Source organism: Polyangiaceae bacterium (assembly GCA_015075635.1).
Lineage (GTDB): Bacteria > Myxococcota_A > Polyangia > Polyangiales > Polyangiaceae > JADJKB01.
On the sequence record JABTUA010000002.1, the window covers coordinates 1,615,429 to 1,635,830 of the forward strand.

Genomic DNA, 20,402 nt, shown 5'->3' on the forward strand with positions numbered 1-20,402 from the left:
CGAACGCCCGTCGTGGCTCAGGCGCCGTCCTTCACTGGATCAGCTTGAACTCGGTGCGCCGGTTCTTCTGCTTGCCCGCCGCGGTCTTGTTGTCCGCGATGGGCTCGTTCGGTCCGGCGCCGCGGGTCTGGATGCGCGAGGCGTCGATGCCCTTGTCCGTGAAGTACTTCTTCACAGCGTCGGCGCGGTCCTGCGAGAGCTTCAGGTTCTTGTCGTCCTTGCCCACGTTGTCCGTGTGCCCACTGATCTCGAGCTTCACCGTCGGGAAGTCGGTCAGCACCTTCACCGCGGCGTCCAGGGTAGCGGTGGACTTCGGGCGGATGGTGGCCTTGCCGGTGTCGAACTCGATGCCCTCGATCACGCCGGTGAACTTCTTGACCTCCGCCGGGACCTCGTCCGGACAGCCGTCCTCGTCCAGGTAGTTGTTCTTGGTCTCCGGCTCCTTCGGACACTTGTCGTTCGGATCGAGGATGCCGTCCTTGTCCGGATCCTTGTCGGGGCAGCCGTCCGGCGCGACGCCGGCCTCGTTCGGGCACTTGTCCTCGGGGTCGAGGATGCCGTCCTTGTCCGGATCCTTGTCGGGGCAGCCGTCCGGCGCGATTCCGGGCTCGGTCGGGCACTTGTCTTCCGGATCGATGAAGCCGTCCTTGTCGGAGTCCGGCGGCGGGCAGCCGTCCGGCGCGACGCCGGCGACCGTCGGGCACTTGTCCTGCGGATCGAAGAAGCCGTCGCCGTCGCTGTCCTTGGGCGCGACCGCTGGCGCTTCCTTCTTGCTCAGGCCGAGCTTCAGGCTGAGGCCGAGCAGCACCTCGGGGTGGTGCGTCTGATCGCCGTCACCCGCAGCGCTGGTCGGCCCGCCGTCCTTCTGCGTCATGTTGTCGCGCAGGTCGAGGCGAATGCCGAGCGACTGGCTGACCGGGATCTTCACGCCCGCGCCGAAGTGCAAGGCCGGGTCGCGATCCTTGCCCATGCTGTCGCTGTTGGCCCCGAGGCTCCCGAAGCCGAGCAGCACGAACGGCGTCACGCCGCCGAGCGGCATCTGCCCGACCAGGTGGCCGCGGAAGGCAGAGAGGTTCGCCTTGCCGTCTTTCTCGTCCTTGGTCGGCATGAACGCGCCTTCGATCTCGAGGCCGACGAAGCGCACCGGGTAGTAGCCAGCGCGCAAGCCGAAGTCCGGCGCGACGCTCTTGAGCTTCAGGTGCGGGCGGGCGCCGCTCTCCGTCTTGGAGTCTTCGAAGTTGTGGTCCTCGCTGGGGAACAGAGCGCCGGCGAACAGCCCGAGCTCGATGTAGTTGTCGTCTCCGGCCTCGGAGGTCGTCTCGAGGCTCACTCCCTCGCCCGTGGATGCGGATCCTTCGGCTGCCGCCTGAGCGAGCGCAGCGGAGGACCAGCTGCCGGTCGCGGCGACCATCAAAGCCAACAAAGTGCGCTTCGCCATTTCCCTCTTCCTTTCCCTGAGCGGCCGGACGCTAGCGCATTTGCGCGGCCTGGTGCAGCTTCCGATCGAACGAGCAGGTCAAAACGACCCCGCTCAGCGCTCCTTGGGGGGCGGCGCTGGAACGGTGAAGCCCCGGGCCTCCGCGGCCTCGCGGATCCGAGCGACCAGCGCCACATCGGCCGGCGTGCCGGCCAAGCCGAGCTCCTGGATCGCGCTCAGGTAGGCCTCGAAGGCGAGCGGATCGATGGACACACCGCCGAACAGCACCCGTTCGAGCAGATCCGCCGTGCGCGGGCTCATCAGCCGCGAGCGCCGCCGATGCTCTGCGATGATCCAGTCTGCGTAGCGGCCTTCCCGGGAAGCTTCGGCCAGGCCCAGGGCCAGCACGGCCACGCGTTCCAGGGTCGCGGGCTGGAGCGGGCGATGCCCGAGCTCGAGCAGTCCGAGGAGCGGATCGACGAAGCGCTTCGCGTCTTCGACACGGCCCTTGTCCAGGAGCGAGACGACTTGGTCGTAGACCATGTCCACTGGCGTGTCCTGGCGCGTCGCGGCGTCCGGCGCCGAGCCGTCTTCGATCACCGGCGGCCGCGCCGCGGGGATGTCCGGGGAAGTGGTCTGGGACTCGCGACGCCTGCGGGCGGGGCGCAGGCGCCGGAGCTCGAACTCCTCGGCGCCCACGCGCAGCTTGCCCCCGACCGGCATCCGCAGCGGGTGTTGCACCAGCTTGCCGTCGAGGAAGGTGCCGTTGCTGCTGCCCAGATCCTCCACCTCGACCACGTCGGCGGTGACGATCAAGCGCACGTGCCGGCGGGATACGTTCGGGTCATTGACGATCTGGATGTCCGCGTCGGCCGCGCGACCGACGACATAGCGGCCCGGCACGAGGCCCACGGCGCGGTGCTCCGACACGAGCCAAAACGGGGCGTTGGGTGCGGTGCCGAAGCCCTGGCGGTCGCCACCGGTCATCAGAGGTGACCCTGATACTACTCCGGGCGCCAGCGCGCCATTGAAGCGCGCAGCGGAGGGGGCTAGGACCGAGCCGCCATGAGCATCATCAAAGAGTTCAAGGAGTTTGCGGTCAAGGGAAACGTCGTCGACATGGCCGTCGGCGTGATCATCGGCGGCGCGTTCGGCAAGATCGTGACCTCGCTGGTGAACGACGTCGTGATGCCGGCCATCGGCCTCGCCGTCGGAGGGGTCAACTTCTCCTCGCTCGGGGCGACGCTGCGGGAGGCCGCCGGGGACAAGCCAGCGGTAGTGCTGAAGTACGGCGTGTTCCTGCAGACGGTGTTCGACTTCTTGATCGTCGCGTTCGCGATCTTCATGGCCATCAAGGCCATGAACAAGCTCAAGAAGAGCGAGCCGCCGCCGCCACCGCCGCCGACCAAGGAGGTCGAGCTCTTGACGGAGATCCGCGACGCGCTGGTGAAGCAGCCGGCTGAGAAGAGCTAGCGCCTCCGCAGCAGGCGCTTGAGCTTCTTCGCCAGGGTGTCCGGCGCCACGGGCTCGGCGATCACGTCGGCCGCGCCGGCCTCGATCAGGCGCCGCATGGCGGCGGCGTCGACGCGCTCGAGCACTATCAACACTGGTACGGCCCCCGGCGGACGTGAGCCGAGCACCTCGACGGCGGCGTCCACCGAGTCACCCGCGTCGAACACTACCGCGTCGGCGACGCGCTCGCCGAGCGAGCGGGCGTGCGCTGCGGTCATCCCCTGCGCCGCGAGCCCGGTGAGCAGCGACGGATCGGCCAAGAGCGAGCCGGCGCGCGCGACGATCACCACGCTGCCGCCCGAGCTCGGGGCGGCCGCGGTCGGAGCGGCCTGATTCCACTCGGGGATGCGCGCCGCGCGCGCGCCGCGCGGCAGCTCGCCCTTGCGCGGCGGCAAACGCGCGGCGCTGGCCTCGGGATCGACGGCCTCGAGCAGGCGGGCACGCACCGACGCGGCGTCCGGCGGCCGCTGGTGCGCGTGCTTCGCGAGCAGGTCCAGGCGCAGCTTCTCCAGGAGCGGGGGCACCGGCTCGGCGCCCTCTGGCCGCTCCAGCGACGGCGGCGGCATGAACAGGTGCTGCGAGATGGTCTCGATGGCGCTCGGCGCCTCGAACGGCGGCTTCTTCTGCAAGAGCTCGGTGAGCAGGCAGCCGAACGCGTAGAGATCGGTGCTGGGGCCGACCGAGAGCGAGCGGCTCTGCTCGGGGCTCATGTACGCCGGGGTGCCCGCGACCATGTCCTTCTTGGTGAGCGTTGGAGCGTTCTTGCGCGGGTCCTCCACGTGCGCCAGGCCGAAGTCCACGACCTTCGCCACCTGACGCCCTTGGGCGTCGTGCGAGAGGATCACGTTCTCGGGCTTCAGATCGCGGTGCACGATGCCGTGACGGTGCGCCGCGTCGAGCGCGTCGAGGACGTCCAGGCAGATGGGCACGATGGCGGAGACCGCCGGCAGCCCGGGCTGCTCCGCCAGCCACTCGTCGAGGGCCTTGCCCTCGATCAGCTCCATGACCAGGAAGAAGGTCGCCTCGTGCTGTCCGAAATCGATGACGCGCACCACGTTCGGATGGCTGAGCAGGAGCGCGGCCCGAGCCTCGCGCCGAAAGCGCTCCACGTACTCCGGCTGGGCCGCCACCCACGAGTGCATGATCTTGACCGCCACCGGCACGCCGAGCTGCACCTGCTCCGCGAACCACACGCTGCCCATGCCTCCCTGGCCCAGGAAGCGGGTTAGGCGGTACTTCTCCGCGAGCACCGTGCCTACCTCGATGCTGGGAGGCGGGACGCTGTCACCCGTCTGCGAGAGCAGCGTCTCGGCCTCCTGCTTGGCGCGGCGCTCCTGCGAGACGGGCTCGAAGCCCTTGGGTCGATCGCCGCTCATGGCCGCGCCCGAATGCCCAGGGCGAGCTGAGCCATGACGTGACCTCCCGCGTCCGACCAGGGCGACACGCGGAGCGCGAGCCCGCCGAAGAAGCGCTGGCCGAGCTCGGCGCCGAGGGTGAAGCCGCCGCGCCCGGCGAGCTCGTCGTTCGAATCGGAGAGCGCGTGCGCATCGAGCAGGGCGTAAGCCCGCCAGAGCGGGGTCGGGTCGTAGCCGGCGCCGCCGAGCAGGAAGCCCTGGGCGTCCGGCGCGGGACGACGCTCCGACGAGAACTCCAGCGGCGCTCGGCCGCCGAGGTTGGCGAGCCAGTGCCAACGTCCGGAGAAGCCTCCGGCAGCGAAGCCCAGCCCGATGCGCGACGACGGGCTCCCGGCCGTCATGGGCAGCCCGAGCTGCACGGCGGGGCCGAGCTGAGTCTCACCGCTCTGGATGGGGCGCCAGCGCAGCGTGAGCCAAGCGCTGCCGTCGGCGGCCGCGCCGTCGAGCTCACGCGTGGTCACCAGGCCGTCGAACCCGAAGCTACCGACGGAGCCGGAGGCGCGGGTCGCGAGCTGCGTGCCGAGCTGCGCACCTTCCGAGTAGCCGGTCGCGCTGACCGCGGCGCCGTTCTCCGGGATCGGAGCCCACCACACCACGTCGCTGACCGGCGAAGGCTGGACCAACGGCGCGCTGGCGCCGAGCACGCGTGCGCTCTCGACCGGTGCTGGCCTGGCTGGCGGCGCCGGCGCCGCTTCGGGCGCGACGGAGGCGAGCACGCGACCGCGGGAGTCCACTACCTCGACTCGCTCCGGAACGCTGGCGACGCCGCCGAACCGAGCAACCCAGGCGCCGCTCTCGGCGACGAGCCCCGCGCGCTGCCACTTGCCTCCTGAGAGGAAGCGCACCGCTGGAGCCATGCGACGCGAGACGTCCACGCCCTCGACGGAGCCGAGCTCGGCCCGCACCTTCAGGGACTGCCTCGCCGGATCGTGCGCCGCTTCGGCGCGCGCAGTCGGCTCGCGGTAGCGGAGCTGGTAGCTCGAGACCGACGCGCTCCCGCGCAGCCGGAGCGCGATGGACTTCGGCGCCAGGCGCAAGAGGTCCACCCGCGCCGGCACCTTGCCGAAGGGCGCGCCGTCGAGCGACAGCTCGAGCCCCTCGAAGCCCGAGAGCACGAGCTCGGCGTACGGGCTCGCCTCGATCACGCCCGCTCCCACGCTGCCGGTGCTGCCCTCGAGCTTCGCGTCGGCCAAGACCACGCTGCGCGTCTCGGCCGCGAGCCCCAGGAAGTCGTCGCCGTCGATGGCGCGCACGCGCAGGTAGTAGGCGCCGGGCGGCAGGCGCTCCGCGCGGAAAGAGCGCACGTCGCCGGGCACTTCTTCGCGCGCCAAAAGCTCGGTGAAGGCGGCGTCCTTCGCCAGCTCCACTCGGTACGAGCGCGCCTTCTCCACGGGCTCCCAGGCCGCGCCCAGCGCGTTATTGCCGGGCGCGCCGAGCAGCGTGCCGCTGGCCGTTTGGGGCAGCCACTTCGGCGCCGGAGGCAGCGGGCGCGGCGGCTCGGGCGGCTTGTTCTCCGCGAACGCCGTGCCGTGGTTCTGGGGAACCTCGACCTTCTTGTTCGCCGAAGCGACGCTCGCGCTGCCGTCGAACACGCTGACGGTCGCGCGCTTGTTCTTGGCCCGCACCGCCGTGTCGCGGGACTTGGCCGTCACGCGGCCACCCTGAGTCGAGACCTCGAGCGGCTTGCCGCGCAGCGCGGCCAGACCGGCCTGGAGCTCGCCGCTGTCGAGCTCCACGGTCGGCGGCGTCTTGGCCACCGCGGTCTTCTTCGCGGTTCCGTAGATGATGACCAGCGTGTGCTCGGCCAGCACGACCCGGGTGCGATCGACGAACAGGATGTCCGCACGGGCCTTGTCCAGCGTGTTGACGCTGTGGTTCTTGTAGAGCGGCATGCCCGGCGCTGCGGGCTGCCAAGCGCCGCCCGGCGGCCGCGCTTTCACGTCGGGGTAGAGCGAGCGCAGGCGGGCGCTCGGCAGATCCGTGACCTTGGCCGGGACCACCAGCGTGAGCCCATCCGGCAGCGGTTTGTTGGTCGCGCAGCTCACCGAGTTGTAGCGTTCGATCAGGGGTTTGTGCTTGGCCGCGCCGTACAGCGCGCTGGCGATGTCTTCGCAGCTCTCGGCGTTCTTGGTCGTCCAGTGCAGCACGCGCTCCGGATACCCCGGGGTGGCGTCCTCGGCGCGCGCCGAGCCCACCAACATGAGCAGCGCCAGCAGCGTGAAGCCCGCGCGTCTAGCCATCCGTCACGTCCAATCCGAGCTCGTAGACCGTGGTCGCGGTCTTCCTGCCCGTGAGCTGGTGCGGTCCGAGCGAACGAAGCTCGAAGCCGTCGCCGGCGAGCTCCGCGGTGCGCTCCGCCACCAAGATCTGGTTCGGCTTGGCTACCGCCTCGAGCCGCGCCGCGACGTTCACCACGTCGCCGACCACCGTGTACTCCATGCGTTTGTCCGAGCCGATGTTGCCCACGATGGCCTCGCCCGAGTTGACGCCGATGGCCAGGCGCAGCTCCACGCCGAACTGGGTCTTCCAGCCCTGGTTCGCCGTCTCGAGAAAACGCAGCATGTCCTCGGCCGCTGCCAGGGCACGGCGTGCGTGATCGGGCTGCGCCACGGGCGCGCCCCACACCGCCATGATGCAGTCGCCGATGAACTTGTCGACCGTGCCATGATGTCGGAACACGACCTCGCTCAGCATCGAGAACAGCTCGTTCAAGAGCGTGACGACCTCCTCCGCGGGTCGGCGCTCGGCCAGCGGGGTGAACGCCACGACGTCGGCGAACAGCACCGAGATCTCGCTGCGCGTGCCGCCCAGCGCCAGCGGGTGCTCGCCGCGCACGATGGCCTCCACCAGCTCCTTGCTCATGAAGCGGCTCAGGTCACCGCGCAGCTTGGCCTCCTTCTCGATCTCGGCCTCGCTGGTCTCGAGGTCCTTGGCCATCTTGCCGATGCTGCGCGACAGGTCGCCGAGCTCGTCGTTCCGCTTCGACTCCACGCGCACCTCGCCCCAGCGCCGCTGGCCGATCAGCGCCGCTTGCTGGGCGATGCCGAGCACCGGGCGGGTCACGCGCTCGCCGGCCGCGAAGCCCGCCATCAGCGCCCCGAGCAAGGCGAACGCCAAGACCCAGGTGCTCTGGCGCTGCATGTCGAAGACGGTGGCGTAGGCCACCCGCTCCGGTCGCCAGAGCGCGACGGCCCAGCCCAGCTCCTCCACGCTCTCGATGCCCCCGACCTGCGCCGCGGAGCCGGCGCTGAAGCCGCTGACCACCGCCACCCGAGTCGTCCAGCTCGCGCCGCGGGGCAGGACGCCCCAGACCGGGAGGCTGGCGACGTCGGCGCCGGAGCGCAGCGTCTCGTCGCCGTGGGCCGCCACCGCGCGCCGCGCTCCATCCGCGACCAGGAACGTGACTTCACCTCCCGTGAAGCGGGTCTCGGCGAGATCGCGCAGCTCTGCCTCCAGCACCGTGAGGTCGGCGCGCACCGTGACGTAGCCGCTCGAGCCGGCCGGGTCGGCCTTGGCGACGGGCACCACGATGGCGCCCGTGCCCGGCCCCGTCATCACGAACGAGACGCCGCGCTCGTCCGCCTGGCGGCGCGTCTCCTCGGTCGAATGGGGCGCATCCAGCGCTTCGCCGCCCTGCTTCTTGATCAGGAGATCGGTCTTGGCGCTCGGAACCTCGAAGCGCACCGCGTCGATGCTGGTGCGCGTCGCCACCACGGAGCGCAGCGCGTCTTCGCTCACGCCCGGGCGGGCCGCTGCCAAGGTCAGCGCGTTCGCCACGGCGCGCGCGTCGGCCTCCACGGCGCGAACGCGGGCCAGCACGGACGCGGCGACCTCGGCCAATACCGAAGCCTGCAGATGCCGCTCGCTGGTCTCGACCGCGCCGCGGTTGATCCCGGTCAGGCGCTCCGCCACGACGGCGGCCGGCAACGCGGCGATGGCGACCAAAAGCACCGCCGCCTTGAGCCGGATCGAGAGGCGGAACCCGCCGTCACTCATCGACCGGCCCGTCCTTCCACCCGCGCTCGCCGAGCTCGGTCTTCTTGAGGATCTGGAACTCGACCCGGCGGTTCTTGGCGCGACCCTCCGCGGTCTTCGGGTCGGCGATGGGGCGGCGCGGGCCGAAGCCACGCGCCTCGAGCCGCCGTTCGTCGACGCCGCGGCCGACCAGCCAGCGCACCACCGCGATGGCCCGCCGGCGCGAGAGCGCGAGGTTCGCCTTGTCCTGACCCACGTCGTCGGTGTGGCCATCGACCGCCAGGCGCGCGATCTCCGGGTGCTCGGTGAGCACCGCCGCCACCTGCTCGAGCACCTTGGAGCTCTCGGGGGCGAGCACGTCGCTGCCGGTGGCGAAGTTCACCTGATCGATGATCACGATCTGCTGACCGACGACGCGCACCGTCGGCGGACAACCGTTGGTCTTGGGGTCGTCGGTCTTCGGGCCCTTCTCGTCGGCGCAGGCGTCGAGCGCGTCCGGAATGCCGTCCTCGTCGCGATCCGGCGGGCAGCCGTGGCGGTTCGGATCGGCGCTCGCCACGCCGGCCTCGGTCGGGCAGCGATCCACCGCGTCGGCGATGCCGTCGCGGTCCTGATCCCGCGGGCAACCGGGACGCTCGGCGTCCGGCTCACCGGGGACGTCGGGGCACTGGTCGGCGGCGTCGGGCACGCCGTCGCGATCGCGATCCGCCACGGCGCCGCTCGGGTGGATGGGCGACTCGAGCGGCGTGCCCGCACCTGGACCTGGCGTGCCAGCGCCGGCGCTGGAGGCGCGCGCCTGGGACGCGAGCTCGAAGCTGGCGTTGAGGCCCAAAATCACCCGGAAGGCCGGCGTCCCCGCGCCGCGGGTGAGACCGGGACCGGCGCCCACGAAGGCCGCGACGGGGCCGAGGAAATAGCGCGCCGAGCCGAGCGCCTCGAGGTGCGTCGTGTTGCCGCCGAACCAGCCGGCCCCCGCGTCCATGCTGGTGGCGCCGATCAGCTCCGCTCCGAGCTGAGCGCTCCCGAGGCGATAGCCGAGCGCGAACGCGCCGAAGGCCTCGCTGCCGAAGACGCCGGCGTACACGTCGTCGGCCTGACGCTGGCGCGCGCCGAGCTGAGTGCGCCAGAAGAAGCGGCGGTAGTCCGTGCCGATCACCACTCCGGCGCCCGCGCGCGTCGAGCCAGTCCCGGCGTAACCTCCGGTGGCGGTCGGGAACCAGAGCGTGGTCGCGAAGGCCGCGCCAGGCGAAAAGCCGTGCTGGGGCAAGAGGGCCAACCGGGCCCCCAAGCGCAGATCGCCGACGTCGCTGCCGCTCGGGCTGTCGATCGTCAGGCTGCCGGCACTCCCGGGATCTCCACCCTGGCTCAGCACGGTCGGCAGCGCCGCGTCCAGGACCAGCCAGTGGCCGAGGGTCAGCGACGCCCCGAGGTGCGCGAGCAGCTGGTGATCGACGAGGACCGTCCGGCTCGAGCTGCCGTCGCTCCGCTCGATGGACAGCACGAGCGGCTCACTCGCGTAAGCGAGCACGCCTGCCAGCGCGAGCTTCTTCGCTCCCTTCGCGTCGAAGTCCGGGATCGAGAGCAGCGCGTCGCCTGCGGGTGCGGGCTCGAAGCGATCGAGGGCGATCTTCGGCTCGGCGTGCGCGAGCGTCGCGCTACACAGCGCGGCGACAAAGCTGCTGATCGGACGCTTGGGTGTCATTGGTCCGCGCTCCTCGTGGGCGCCCCGGCTCGTGGTATACCCGTCGCGTGCCGTCGATCGCAACGTCCCCGCTTTCCCTGGGAAAGGCCCGGGTCGAGGTGCGAACGCTGGCGGTCGAGGTGATCTCGGGACCCGACGCGGGCGCTCGCGCCGAGGCGGACACCGAGCGGATGACGATCGGGAGCGCCGACGGCAACGTGCTCGTGCTCCAGGATCCGACCGTGTCGCGATTTCACCTCGAGCTCGCGCGCACCGAGCGGGGCGTCGTCGTCACCGACCTGGAGTCCACGAACGGCACCTTCGCCGGCTCGCTTCAGATCTTCCACGGCGTAGTTCCTCCGGAGACTCAGCTTGCGCTCGGGCGCAGCGTGCTGCGCGTGTTCGACGGCGCCGGCAGCACCGTCGAGGTGCACGAGAGCGATCGCTTCGGCGATCTCTTGGGCGCCACGCCGGCGATGCGCCGCCTGATGGCACAGGTCACTCGGGTAGCCAGCGTGCCGGTCGCGGTGCTCCTGATCGGCGAGTCCGGCACGGGCAAGGAGCTGGTCGCCCGGGCGCTGCACGAGCACAGCCCGAGGAAGGACGGGCCGCTGGTGGTCGTGGACTCGGGCGCGCTGGCCCCGGGCGTGGTGATGAGCGAGCTGTTCGGGCACGAGCGCGGCGCCTTCACCGGCGCCGAGCGCACCCACGTCGGCGCGTTCGAGCGCGCGGACGGCGGTACGCTGTTCCTGGACGAGATCGGCGAGCTGCCGGCGGACCTCCAGCCCCAGCTCTTGGGCGCGCTGGAGCGGCGAAAGTTCCGGCGCGTCGGCGGTCGCGAGGACATCTCGGTGGACGTGCGCGTGGTCGCCGCGACCAACCGGGACCTGCGCGCCGAGGTGAACTCGGGGAGGTTCCGGCTCGATCTGTACCACCGCCTGGCCGTCGTGGAGATGCGCCTGCCCCCGCTCCGGGAACGCGTCGAGGACATCCCGCTCCTGGTCCGCCAGTTCCTCACCGAGTGCGGGCACGACGGCCCCGTCGAGGCGGTGGTGTCGAAGGAGGCGCTGGAGGCCCTGGCCACGTACCGCTGGCCCGGCAACGTGCGCGAGCTCAAGAACTGGGTCGAGGCGACCTTGGCGATGGGCGAAGCGCCCGACCTGGGTGGGAACGGCGTGGCCAGCGCACGGGGGGACGGAAGCGACGAAGCGCACCTGGCGCTGCCCTACAAGGACGCCCGCAACGCGGTGCTCGAGCGCTTCGAGCACAGGTACCTCGCGCGGCTGATCGCGGCGACGGACGGCAACGTGAGCGAGGCGTCCCGTCGCGCGAAGATGGACCGCAGCTACCTGATCAAGCTCTTGCAGCGTCATCGGCTGCGCGACGGCGAGGGCTGAGAGCATCTCGAGCCCTCGCCGTACGAGCGAGGCGTTCAGCGCCGCCGGCGTCGCGAGAGCGCAGCCAGCGCGAGCCCGGCCAGCGCCAGGGCCGCCGGAGTGTTGCTGCCTGACCCCGGGACCGAGCAGTTGCAGCCGCCGCCTTCGAGTGTGCCGGTCGCGCTGGGCGTTCCGGCGCCGCCGCCGGTGCCGGTGCCGCCGCTGCCGCCGGATGCCGCGCTGCCGCCGCTGCCTCCGCCGCTGCCCGCGGCGCCCCCGCCACCGGCCGCGCCACCGCTGCCCGCCGCGCCACCGCTGCCGGCCTGGCCTCCGGCTCCGCCGGTGCCGGTGTTGTCGTCAGCGGGGTTCAGCGGATCGCGCTCGCCCGCGTCCACTTTGCCGTCCTTGTTGGTGTCCTCGTCGCCGTCGCTGACGCCGCCACCGTCGGTGTCCGCGATCAACGGGTTGGTGGTGGTCGTGTCGTCCGCGTCGGCCTTGCAGCTGTTCGAGGCGGCGCTGGTCGCCGAATTCGAGCAGTCGAGGCCCATCTCGGTGCCGTCGAACAGTCCGTCGCCATCGCTGTCGGAGTCCAGCGCGTTGATCTTGCCGTCGCCGTCGGTGTCGGCGGAGAGGTTCGGCTCGTCGCCGTCGAGCACGCCGTCGTCGTCGCTGTCGGCGTCGTTCGGGTCGGTGCCGATGGCCTTCTCCAGCTCGTCGGACAGGCCGTCCTTGTCGGTGTCCACGACGGTGCCGTCGTCTGCGCCGTGACCCACGGTCGGATCCGTCTCGCCGCTGTCGAGCTTGCCGTTCCGGTTTGCGTCCTCGCTGCCGTCGATGACGCCGCCGCCGTCCGTGTCGGCGATGACCGGCGAGGTCTTGGTGGCCGGGTCGGCGTCCGCAATGCAGTGCTTGGCCGCCGCGCTGGTCGGCGGATCTTCGCAGCCCTTCCCGCTCTCGGTGCCGTCGAACAGGCCGTCGTTGTCGCTGTCCACGTCCAGGATGTTGTCGAGCCCGTCGCCGTCGGTGTCGTCGCTCGGGTTGCGCTCCTCGCCGTCGAGCAGGCCGTCGTCGTCACTGTCCGCGTCGTTGGGGTTCGAGCCCAGGAACTTCTCGAGGGCGTCGGAGAGCCCGTCCTTGTCCGTGTCCACGACTCCAGTGTCGTCGGCGCCCTGCCCGGAGGTCGGATCGGTCTCGCCCGTGTCTACCGCACCGTTCAGGTTGGCGTCCTCGGAGCCGTCTGAGGCGCCGCCGCCGTCGGTGTCCTTCTTCAGCGGATCGGTCTTGGTCGCGCCGCTGTCCGCGTCGGCGATGCAGTGGCCTTTGGTGGCGTCCGTTCCGGTCGCCGCGCATCCGAGCCCGAGCTCGGTGCCGTCGTAGAGGCCGTCGTCGTCGCTGTCGGGATCGAGGGCGTTGATCAGCCCGTCGCCGTCGGTGTCCTTGTTCCAGTCGGGCTCCTGGCCATCCGGCACGCCGTCGTCGTCGCTGTCGGCGTCGTTCGGGTCGGTGCCGGCGACGGTCTCCTCGAAGTCGCTCTTGCCATCGTTGTCCGTGTCGGTGTCGCCGACCGGGATGTCGGTGGTCTGCGGCCCCGGCGTGCCGGCGTTGCCGTCGGTCGGGGTGGTCGCGGGCGGAGCGCCCTGCTGGCCGCCGGCGGTGATGTTGGCCTGGTTGGCGATGGTGCCGGTGGCAGTCGGGCTGATCGTCACCTTGAACTTCACGGTGATGGACTCGCCCACCGCCATGGTGCCGCCGCTGGTCGCGTTGGCGCCGGTGCCGAGGCGCACGGTGATGGTGTTGGTGGTCGCGTTGTACTCGCCGGTGTCGTCGCCGGCCGCGTCCGTCTTGGCGCCCGCGCCCACCCCCGCGCTGACCTGGATCGAGCCGGGCACGTAGGTCACGCCCGCCGGCAGCTTGTCGGTGAGCACCGTGTTCACCGAGGTGTCGTTGCCGTTGTTGGTGGCGACGATGGTGTACTCGAACACGTCGCCGGGCAGCACCGTGCCGCCGTTCAAGTCCGTCACGGTCTTGTTGGAAGCGGCGAAATCCGGCTTGAACGTCGAGATCGAGGTGACGAAGCCGCCGAGCAGGTAGACGTCGCCGCTGCTGGTGGCCTGGATGTCGGCCGAGGTCTGGCCGGCGGTCACGCGGCTGGTGATGTCCACCACGTCGAGGTCGAAGCTCGACATGCTGCCCTGCGTGCCCGTGAGCTGCGGCAGGTCGCCGGCGACGGAGACCGGCGCGCCCAAAAGGGAGCGTGTGCCGTTGAAGAAGTTGTCGACGGGGTTCTGGGCGTTGGTCAGCCGATCGGCGTTGGTGAGCGGCGCCTTGCCGAACCGCAGCGAGTCGCCGGTCGAGTCGGGATCGCCCTCGAAGGTCATCACGCCGAGCTTCGCGTCGAAGCCCGCCGCGGGCACCAGGAAGCCGGAGAGCGTCGCCGACTGGGTCGTGGTGCCGGTGACGAGATCGAGGCCGTCGAACACGGCCAAGTTGCGCGGCGCCTCCGTTCCGAGCGAATAGAGCACCACCATGTACCAGCCCGCGAAGTTCACGTTCTGGTTCAGGTTGATGAACGACAAGCTGTCCACGCCCGACACGCGGTACCCGCCCGAGCCGTTCGTCTGCACGAGCTGGGTCACGTCGGCGACGGACTGGTAGTAGACCTGGCCACCGCCGGCGTCCGCGGTGTAGCTCTCCACGGCGTTGACGGTCGCGGTGAACCCGCCCTGGCGCTCCAGCGTCACGGAGGTGTCCGCCGTGGTGCCGGTGCGACGGGCTCCCCAGTACAGGAACGCGTGGGTGACCGTCGCTCCCGTCTTGAGGGCGAGCACGGCCGTGCTGCGCGCCTGCGCCATGGAGACGGTGTTGTTGGCCACCGCCTGCCCCGCCGCGGGGTCGTCCGCGCGCCAATACACGTCCGGCGCGGAGTCGGCGGTGTTGGTCCCGCAGGCTCCCACGGTCCCGACGACCGGGGCGGGAACGATCGCCCGGCAGTCGTGCCCGAGCGTGTTGCCCACCAGGACGAAATCGCCCTTCTGATCGACCTGGACGCGCAGCTTCGGCGCCGCGCCGGCGACTCCGCTCGCCGCCAGCACGGCGAGCCCTGCGAACGAGCTCAAGATGGTGAGTTTCTTCATTGGCTTGTTCTCCGTCACTTCTTCTTGACCTCGGGCGCGCCGGGCTCGCTCTTCTTGATGTGGAACTCGACGCGGCGGTTGTTCTGCCGCCCGGCGTCGGTGTCGTTGCTGTCGATGGGCTTCTCTTGACCGAATCCGGCGGAGGTGAGCCGCTTCTTGTCGATCCCCTTGTCGGTGAGCCACTTGACCACGCTGGCGGCGCGCCGCTTGCTCAGGTCCTTGTTGTAGCCCTTGCCGCCGCGGTTGTCGGTGTGGCCTTCGACGCTGACCAGGCTAATCTGCGGAAGATCCTGCAAGATCTTCAGCACCGCGTTCAGCACGCCGTCGCTCTCGGGCAGGATCTTGGCGCTGTTGGTCGCGAACTGGACTTGCTCCAGGATGCGGATCTGGTCCCCGCTGACCTGAGCCTTCGGGCAACCGTTCTTCTTGGGATCGGGATCGGCAGGGCCGGCCTCGGTCGGGCAGGCGTCGGCCGGATCGAGGATGCCGTCGCCGTCCGTGTCCTTCGGCGCCGGGCAGCCGTTCTTCGCCGGGTCGGCGCTCTGCACGCCCGGCTCGGTCGGACAAGCGTCCACGTCGTCGGTGATGCCGTCGCCGTCACTGTCCTTCGGCCCAGGGCAGCCGTGCTTCTTCGGATCGTCGCTCTTCACGCCCGGCGTGTCCGGGCAAGCGTCGTCGGCGTCCAGGATGCCGTCGCCATCGCGGTCGCCCGGCGCCGCCGCAGGCGGGCAGCCGTTGGTCTTGGGATCGTCCGTGCGCACGCCGGGGGTGTCCGGGCAGGCGTCGTCGCGATCGAGGATGCCGTCCTGGTCGCGATCCGACGGCGCGGCGGCCTTCTCCACCTCCGGGAACCACTCGATGCTGGCCAGCACGCGCACGGCCGGAGCGCCGACGCCGCGGGTCAGGCCCGGTCCCACCGCGGCGCCCACGCGCCAGTCCGGGGTCACGCGGTACTTGCCACCGAACACCACCTCGAGGGGCGTCGTGCGCTTCTTGAACGCGCCGTCGCCGCCGTCGCTGATCACCGTCGAGCCGAACACCTCCGGACCGATGATCAACTTCTTGTCGAGCGCGCGCACGCCGAGCGCGGCGGAGAAGGTCATCTCGCTGCCGAAGGCGTCCTCGCCCAGGTTGTCGCCCTTCGCGCGATAGTTGAAGCCGGTCTGGGCGGCGTAGGCCAGGGATCCGAGATCACCCGCCAGCATCAGCCGCGGCCGCAGGCGCAGCTTTCCGTCGCTCGCGAAGGCGTCCTCGTTGCCGACGGGGATGAAGCCCTGGACCCCGAAGGCCAGCGTCGCGGCGCCGCCGTATTCGCCAACCAGTCGCACGTCGGCGCTCAGCCGCGGGTCTCCGATGCTGGTGCTGTCGCTGGTCGAGAACGACGAGTTGCCGACGTTCAGCGACTCGCCCTTGGTGTAGGCCAGGAGGGGCAGGTTCGCGCCGAGCCGCAGGCGATCGAACAGGATGACCGCGCCACCGATGTGGACGAACAGCTGGTGCTCGACGACCGCCGCCTGCTCGTCGCCGCTGGCGTCGTAGAAGACCAGGGGCTTGTACGCATAATCCCCGACGACACCGAGGGCGAGGCGCCCGTTGCCGCGCAGATCGAGGGACTCGTTGGCGAACCAGTCGCTGCCGCGCTCCGACGGCTCGTAGCGGTCGAGGGCGAAGCCGCCTTCGGCGAGAGCGGCGGTCGGCGCGAGCAAGCAAAGAGCGGTGAGAGCGGTGAGTGTGGAACGTCGCATGGAGGTCACCCGTGAGTCGTGCCCAATAGCAACGGATGTGCCCGCACGAAAAGAGCCGGTGAAGCCGCGATCGGCGGCGCCGGGGTGTTGGCCGGAGTCGACAGTCGGGACGACGCCTGTCGCCTGCAGCCAACAGGCGCCGAGTTACCGGTAACCAATGTCCAGAGTTGTCACAGCAACGAGCTGTAATCACTGGCTTCTTGTGTGGCCCACGGTTTGCTGAAGGCCCTGTCTTTCGAAGGAGGTCTTTCCAATGAGGTTCAGCAATGTGTTGGCAGGAGCGCTCGCGCTCGGGACGGTACTTGGCGCGGCGGAGGCGGGCGCCAGCGCTCCGGTGGGCGTCTGGGTGAAGGTGAAGAAGGTCGTGCTCGAGCCGAACGCGACCGCGCCCACGAAGATCCAGATCCACGGCGCCGCCATGCTCTACGACAAGAGCACGAATACGACCTACCTGGGCTACAGCGAGCCGGCGTTCGGGTTCCTCTACTACGCCTGCCCGTCGGGTCAGGAGAAAACCTGCGTCAGCGAGTGGGCCGACGTGGAGAAGAACATCACCGCCACGGACGACGTGTGCATCGGGCTCGGCGACCAGACGCTGCCGACGGGCACGCTGCGCGCGCCGAACGCGACGCCCGTGAACCCCGACGACTACCCGATCTCGATGGGCGTGGTGGGCGGCTTCGCACCGTGTCAGGTGATCGAGAAGTTCCTGGGCAGCCAGCCCGACGGCGGCAGCGGCGGCGCGGGCGGCAGCGCGGGGGCGAGCTCCGGCGGTGCGGCGGGCAGCGCCGGCGCGGGTGGTGCTTCGAGCGGCGGCGCTTCCAGCGGCGGCGCTTCCAGCGGCGGAGCTTCCAGCGGCGGAGCTTCCAGCGGCGGAGCGACCGCGAGCGGCGGCGCTTCCAGCGGCGGCGCCACCGCGAGCGGGGGCAGCTCCGGCGGCGGTGACGACTCCGACGACGACGGCGGCTGCACGGTGTCCGGCGGCCGGTCAGCGCCGTTCGCCTGGCTGCTCGGCGCGCTGGGCGCAGCCCTGGCCTTTGCCCTGCGGCGGAGGAGCTGAGCCATGGCGATGCTCGCGGAGTGGTGGCTGGAGCCCTCGGAGTCGCGGACCCGATCGCTGTTCCGCCACTCCGCGCGCGACGCCTGGCTCGTCGGCGTGACGCTGGCGCAGACCCTGGCGACGCTGGCGGCGTTCGCGCTGCTGCCGCCGCTCGGCGCGGCGCTCTCGTTCGCCGTCGGGATCTGCTGGTGCTCGAACACCGTCTCGCACAACCACCTGCACAATCCGCTGTTCCGCTCGCGTCGCGGGAACCGGGCGCTGGATCTGTGGCTCTCTCTCCTCTTGGGCGTGCCGCAGACGATCTGGAAGGCCCGCCACGTCTGGCACCACGCCGGCGAGCCCGCGCGGACCCGACGCCCGCTGTCCCGGGCGGCCAAGCGAGAGATCGCGCTGATCGGCGTGCTCTGGCTGGGCCTCGCGCTGCTCGCGCCGAGGGTGTTCCTGCTCGCCTACGTTCCGGGTTACCTCTTGGGCATGGCGCTGTGCCGCCTCCAAGGGGACATGGAGCACGCGCGCCGCGAGGCGCCGGAGGCCGGCGTCAGCCACTACGGCCGCGTCTACAACTTCTTCTGGTTCAACGACGGCTACCACGCCGAGCACCACCGCTTTCCCCGCGAGCACTGGACGCGACTGCCCGAGCGACGGAGCGCCATCGCGCTCTCCCCCAGCGACTTCCCGCCCCACCTGCGCTGGCTCGAGCTCCTGCCACGGAGCGGCGCCGAGCTCCGGGGCGCGCTGCTCTGCGCGCTGGAGCGGCTCGCGCTCTCGTCGGCCTGGCTGCAACGCTTCATGCTCGCGAGCCACGCCCGCGCCATCGCGCCCTTGTTGCGCGCGCTGCCCGAGCGCCCGCGCCGCGTCGCCATCGTGGGCGGGGGGCTCTTCCCACGCAGCTTGCTCGTCCTGGCCGAGCTCCTGCCCGAAGCACGTTTCGTCGTGGTGGATCGCTCCGCCGAGAGCGTTTCTCGCGCCGTGGACCACCTGAAGCGACGCGGCTTCGAGCTCTCCCGGGTGCGCTTCTGCATCGAGAGCTTCGACCCGCAGGAGCACTGCCGGCACGATCTGGTGGTGGCGCCGCTGGCCTTCGTCGGCGAGCGAGACCTCCTGGCGGAGGCCGAGCAGCGCGCCGCGGTGCTCCGGCACGACTGGGTGTGGGCGCGACCCAGCGGTGTGTCGCGCGTCGTCTCCTGGCTCCTGCTCAAGCGCGTCAGCCTGAGGCTCCCGGCATGACGGCGCTGCACCGCACGCGGACGTTCCTCGAGTGCTACGGCTTCCTGCCGCACCGGTTGATGAACCGGAGCGTCGCGCGGGTGACCTCCGCGACGCGACCGGCCTGGGCGGTGGACCGCGCGGTGCGCTACTGGGCGAAGCGCGACGGCATCGCGCTCAGCGAGTTCGAAGAGCGACGCTTCGAGTCCCTGGACGACTTCTTCTTGCGCCGGCTGGCGCCCGGCGCGCGGCCGCTCGACGGCGGCTTCGTGGCCCCGGCGGACGGCAACCTGCTCGCCGCAGGGACGCTGCGCTTGGATCGGCCTCTGGTCGTGAAGGGGCAGCGGCTCAGCGTGGACCGGGTGGTCAACGGGCGCCTCCACGACCTCGAGCTCTCGGAGTACGACGGCGGCAGCTACGCGGTGATCTTTCTCACGCCGCGCGGCTACCACCGCGTGCACATGCCGGTGGACGGCACGCTCGAGGCGGTGCGCTGGATCCCCGGCCGCTACTTCCCGCAGAACGAGGACGCGCTCGAGGTCATCCCGCGGGTGTACGAGCGAAACGAGCGCGCCACGCTCTCCTGTCGCGACGCGCACGGCCGGCCGTTCCTGATGGTCATGGTCGGCGCGAGCCTGATCGGCGGCATCCACCTGGAGGGCGTGGAGCGCAACGCTTGGGTGAAGCCGGCGCCGTTCGCGCTCGACCGGCGACTGGCGAGAGGCGACGAGGTCGGCCACTTCGCCTTCGGCTCCACGGTCGTCGTGCTCTTGCCCCGGGGCGTGGCGACGAGCCCGCGACGGAGCGCAGAGGTGCGGATGGGGCAGAAGCTGTTCGAGCTGGGTCGGTAGGCGTGCGGCGTGTAGCCGGCGGCGCGCCCATCGGGCACACGGCGTTGCAACCTGCACTCGTTCAGCTACCAGTGAAGGAGGCTCGCGATGTTCCTCAGGTCGTTGCCAACTCTGATGTGTCTCGGGATCGTGAGCGCGTGCGCCGAGGACCGGAGGCCCGAACCGAGCCCCGCGGGGACGGTGGACGCCGCGGCGGGCGGCCCTGCCGTGTTGGGGCCGACGGGCCCCCTGCCCGGCGCCACCAACGTCCCGCTCGAAGGCCTGTTCAGGTTCTCGTACCAGATCACCCCTCCCCCCTGGAAGTGGAAGCCGAAGCTCGAGGCCGCAGCGACCTACCTGTGCGCGAGCGCGGAGCAGCCTGTGGAAGTGCGTGATGTTCTCGGCAAAGATGGAGCGCCATCCTACACCGTCGAGCTCGTGGCCAAGGCGAACCTTCCGGCGGACGAGTGGTGCTGGCTGCGGATCCACCAGAGCTCCGAGCTCGAGATCGCATACGCAACGGGTCAGGGTGCTTGGAGCACTCACTTCTTCACGGGGAGCGCGCTTCGTCCCATCAGAGTCCAGTTTTCCCCCAAACACCCCAATGAGGTGAGCATCGCGTTCAGCGAGCCGTTCGACGCCGCGCAGCTGATCGGGAAGCTGAGCTTGACGCTGGGCAACGCCACGGTGGACTGCATCCTCCGCGGGACGGACTGCGCCAAGGCTGGCGAGCCTTTTCTCACGTCTGCGTTCGACGTTCGGCTGACCTCGACGGCCACCAGCGCGCCTCTCGCGATGAAGATCCCCGGCACCGTGATGGGCTCCGGACGGACCGTCGCTCAGGGCGCGGCCAAATCGGGAGATGCGCTGACGGCTGGAAGCCTGAGCTTTCAACTCGAGGCTCAGCAGTGGGCTTCCTGCGACGACGGCTCATCCACCTGCTGGAGCGATCACAGGCCCTTGCCGACGAAGTGAGCTCGAGCGCCAGCGTTCGAAGTCAGTAGGCGTGCGGCGCATAGCCGGCGGCGGCGCAGTACTCCAGGTACGCCGG

The 20,402-nt window shown here is 70.7% G+C and carries 14 protein-coding genes; 6 read left to right on the forward strand and 8 right to left on the reverse strand.

The genetic code is table 11. The features are described 5' to 3' along the window. Positions 1-31 precede the first annotated feature (31 nt). Positions 32-1,438, reverse strand: coding sequence for an OmpA family protein (locus HS104_23560; GenBank protein MBE7482938.1), 1,407 nt, complete (start codon positions 1,436-1,438; stop codon positions 32-34). A 93-nt stretch (positions 1,439-1,531) separates the two neighbouring features. Continuing rightward, positions 1,532-2,404: an FHA domain-containing protein gene (locus HS104_23565; GenBank protein ID MBE7482939.1), complete on the reverse strand. Its 873-nt coding sequence runs from the start codon at positions 2,402-2,404 to the stop codon at positions 1,532-1,534. Positions 2,405-2,488: 84 nt separating this feature from the next. Between HS104_23565 and mscL the strand changes: the two genes are divergently transcribed. Continuing rightward, positions 2,489-2,890, forward strand: coding sequence for a large-conductance mechanosensitive channel protein MscL (mscL, locus tag HS104_23570; GenBank protein ID MBE7482940.1), 402 nt, complete (start codon positions 2,489-2,491; stop codon positions 2,888-2,890). On the opposite strand, the gene HS104_23575 is transcribed toward mscL, so the two are convergent. From HS104_23575 to HS104_23590, 4 genes are read right to left on the reverse strand one after another with little or no spacing between them, the layout of a single operon-like run. After that, entirely contained in the window at positions 2,887-4,305 is a 1,419-nt protein-coding gene (locus tag HS104_23575; GenBank protein ID MBE7482941.1) for a serine/threonine protein kinase, read from the reverse strand. The two genes, mscL and HS104_23575, sit on opposite strands and share 4 nt — an antisense overlap. Then, on the reverse strand, positions 4,302-6,584 hold the full coding sequence (locus tag HS104_23580; GenBank protein ID MBE7482942.1) for a FecR domain-containing protein: 2,283 nt from the start codon (positions 6,582-6,584) through the stop codon (positions 4,302-4,304). The genes HS104_23575 and HS104_23580 overlap by 4 nt, the downstream gene beginning before the upstream one ends. Continuing rightward, the gene (locus tag HS104_23585; protein MBE7482943.1) at positions 6,577-8,340 is read right to left on the reverse strand and encodes an adenylate/guanylate cyclase domain-containing protein; all 1,764 of its coding nucleotides are present in this window, start codon (positions 8,338-8,340) and stop codon (positions 6,577-6,579) included. Before HS104_23585 ends, HS104_23580 begins: the two co-directional genes overlap by 8 nt. Beyond that, entirely contained in the window at positions 8,333-10,021 is a 1,689-nt protein-coding gene (locus tag HS104_23590) for an OmpA family protein (protein ID MBE7482944.1), read from the reverse strand. Before HS104_23590 ends, HS104_23585 begins: the two co-directional genes overlap by 8 nt. A 47-nt stretch (positions 10,022-10,068) precedes the next feature. Here HS104_23590 and HS104_23595 point away from each other — a divergent pair, with 47 nt between their 5' ends. Continuing rightward, a complete protein-coding gene (locus tag HS104_23595) occupies positions 10,069-11,397 on the forward strand; it encodes a sigma 54-dependent Fis family transcriptional regulator (GenBank protein ID MBE7482945.1) in 1,329 nt (442 codons plus the stop codon). Positions 11,398-11,432: 35 nt separating this feature from the next. Here HS104_23595 and HS104_23600 read toward each other — a convergent pair whose 3' ends face one another. Further along, positions 11,433-14,510 carry a DUF11 domain-containing protein gene (locus tag HS104_23600; GenBank protein MBE7482946.1) on the reverse strand — a complete coding sequence of 1,026 codons (3,078 nt, stop codon included), beginning with the start codon at positions 14,508-14,510 and terminating at the stop codon, positions 11,433-11,435. A gap of 14 nt (positions 14,511-14,524) precedes the next feature. Continuing rightward, the gene (locus HS104_23605; protein MBE7482947.1) at positions 14,525-16,255 is read right to left on the reverse strand and encodes an OmpA family protein; all 1,731 of its coding nucleotides are present in this window, start codon (positions 16,253-16,255) and stop codon (positions 14,525-14,527) included. A 253-nt stretch (positions 16,256-16,508) separates the two neighbouring features. Here HS104_23605 and HS104_23610 point away from each other — a divergent pair, with 253 nt between their 5' ends. The 4 genes from HS104_23610 to HS104_23625 all read left to right on the forward strand — a co-directional run bounded on the left by HS104_23610 (position 16,509) and on the right by HS104_23625 (position 20,326). Next, complete coding sequence (locus HS104_23610) at positions 16,509-17,315, forward strand: hypothetical protein (GenBank protein MBE7482948.1); 807 nt, start codon at positions 16,509-16,511, stop codon at positions 17,313-17,315. Between the two features lie 3 nt (positions 17,316-17,318). Then, positions 17,319-18,542 carry a fatty acid desaturase gene (locus HS104_23615; GenBank protein MBE7482949.1) on the forward strand — a complete coding sequence of 408 codons (1,224 nt, stop codon included), beginning with the start codon at positions 17,319-17,321 and terminating at the stop codon, positions 18,540-18,542. Then, positions 18,539-19,372, forward strand: a complete 834-nt coding sequence (gene psd / locus HS104_23620; protein ID MBE7482950.1) for a phosphatidylserine decarboxylase — start codon at positions 18,539-18,541, stop codon at positions 19,370-19,372. Before HS104_23615 ends, psd begins: the two co-directional genes overlap by 4 nt. 87 nt (positions 19,373-19,459) lie before the next feature. Continuing rightward, entirely contained in the window at positions 19,460-20,326 is an 867-nt protein-coding gene (locus HS104_23625; GenBank protein MBE7482951.1) for a hypothetical protein, read from the forward strand. The last annotated feature ends 76 nt before the right edge of the window (positions 20,327-20,402 follow it).

Excerpts from the sequence above, each read along its gene's own strand:
- HS104_23560 (MBE7482938.1), bottom strand. The coding sequence starts at position 1,438 with ATGGCGAAGCGCACTTTGTTGGCTTTGATGGTCGCCGCGACCGGCAGC.
- HS104_23565 (MBE7482939.1), bottom strand. The coding sequence starts at position 2,404 with ATGACCGGTGGCGACCGCCAGGGCTTCGGCACCGCACCCAACGCCCCG.
- HS104_23575 (MBE7482941.1), bottom strand. The coding sequence starts at position 4,305 with ATGAGCGGCGATCGACCCAAGGGCTTCGAGCCCGTCTCGCAGGAGCGC.
- HS104_23580 (MBE7482942.1), bottom strand. The coding sequence starts at position 6,584 with ATGGCTAGACGCGCGGGCTTCACGCTGCTGGCGCTGCTCATGTTGGTG.
- HS104_23585 (MBE7482943.1), bottom strand. The coding sequence starts at position 8,340 with ATGAGTGACGGCGGGTTCCGCCTCTCGATCCGGCTCAAGGCGGCGGTG.
- HS104_23590 (MBE7482944.1), bottom strand. The coding sequence starts at position 10,021 with ATGACACCCAAGCGTCCGATCAGCAGCTTTGTCGCCGCGCTGTGTAGC.
- HS104_23600 (MBE7482946.1), bottom strand. The coding sequence starts at position 14,510 with ATGAAGAAACTCACCATCTTGAGCTCGTTCGCAGGGCTCGCCGTGCTG.
- HS104_23605 (MBE7482947.1), bottom strand. The coding sequence starts at position 16,255 with ATGCGACGTTCCACACTCACCGCTCTCACCGCTCTTTGCTTGCTCGCG.
- HS104_23610 (MBE7482948.1), top strand. The coding sequence starts at position 16,509 with ATGAGGTTCAGCAATGTGTTGGCAGGAGCGCTCGCGCTCGGGACGGTA.
- HS104_23615 (MBE7482949.1), top strand. The coding sequence starts at position 17,319 with ATGGCGATGCTCGCGGAGTGGTGGCTGGAGCCCTCGGAGTCGCGGACC.
- psd (MBE7482950.1), top strand. The coding sequence starts at position 18,539 with ATGACGGCGCTGCACCGCACGCGGACGTTCCTCGAGTGCTACGGCTTC.
- HS104_23625 (MBE7482951.1), top strand. The coding sequence starts at position 19,460 with ATGTTCCTCAGGTCGTTGCCAACTCTGATGTGTCTCGGGATCGTGAGC.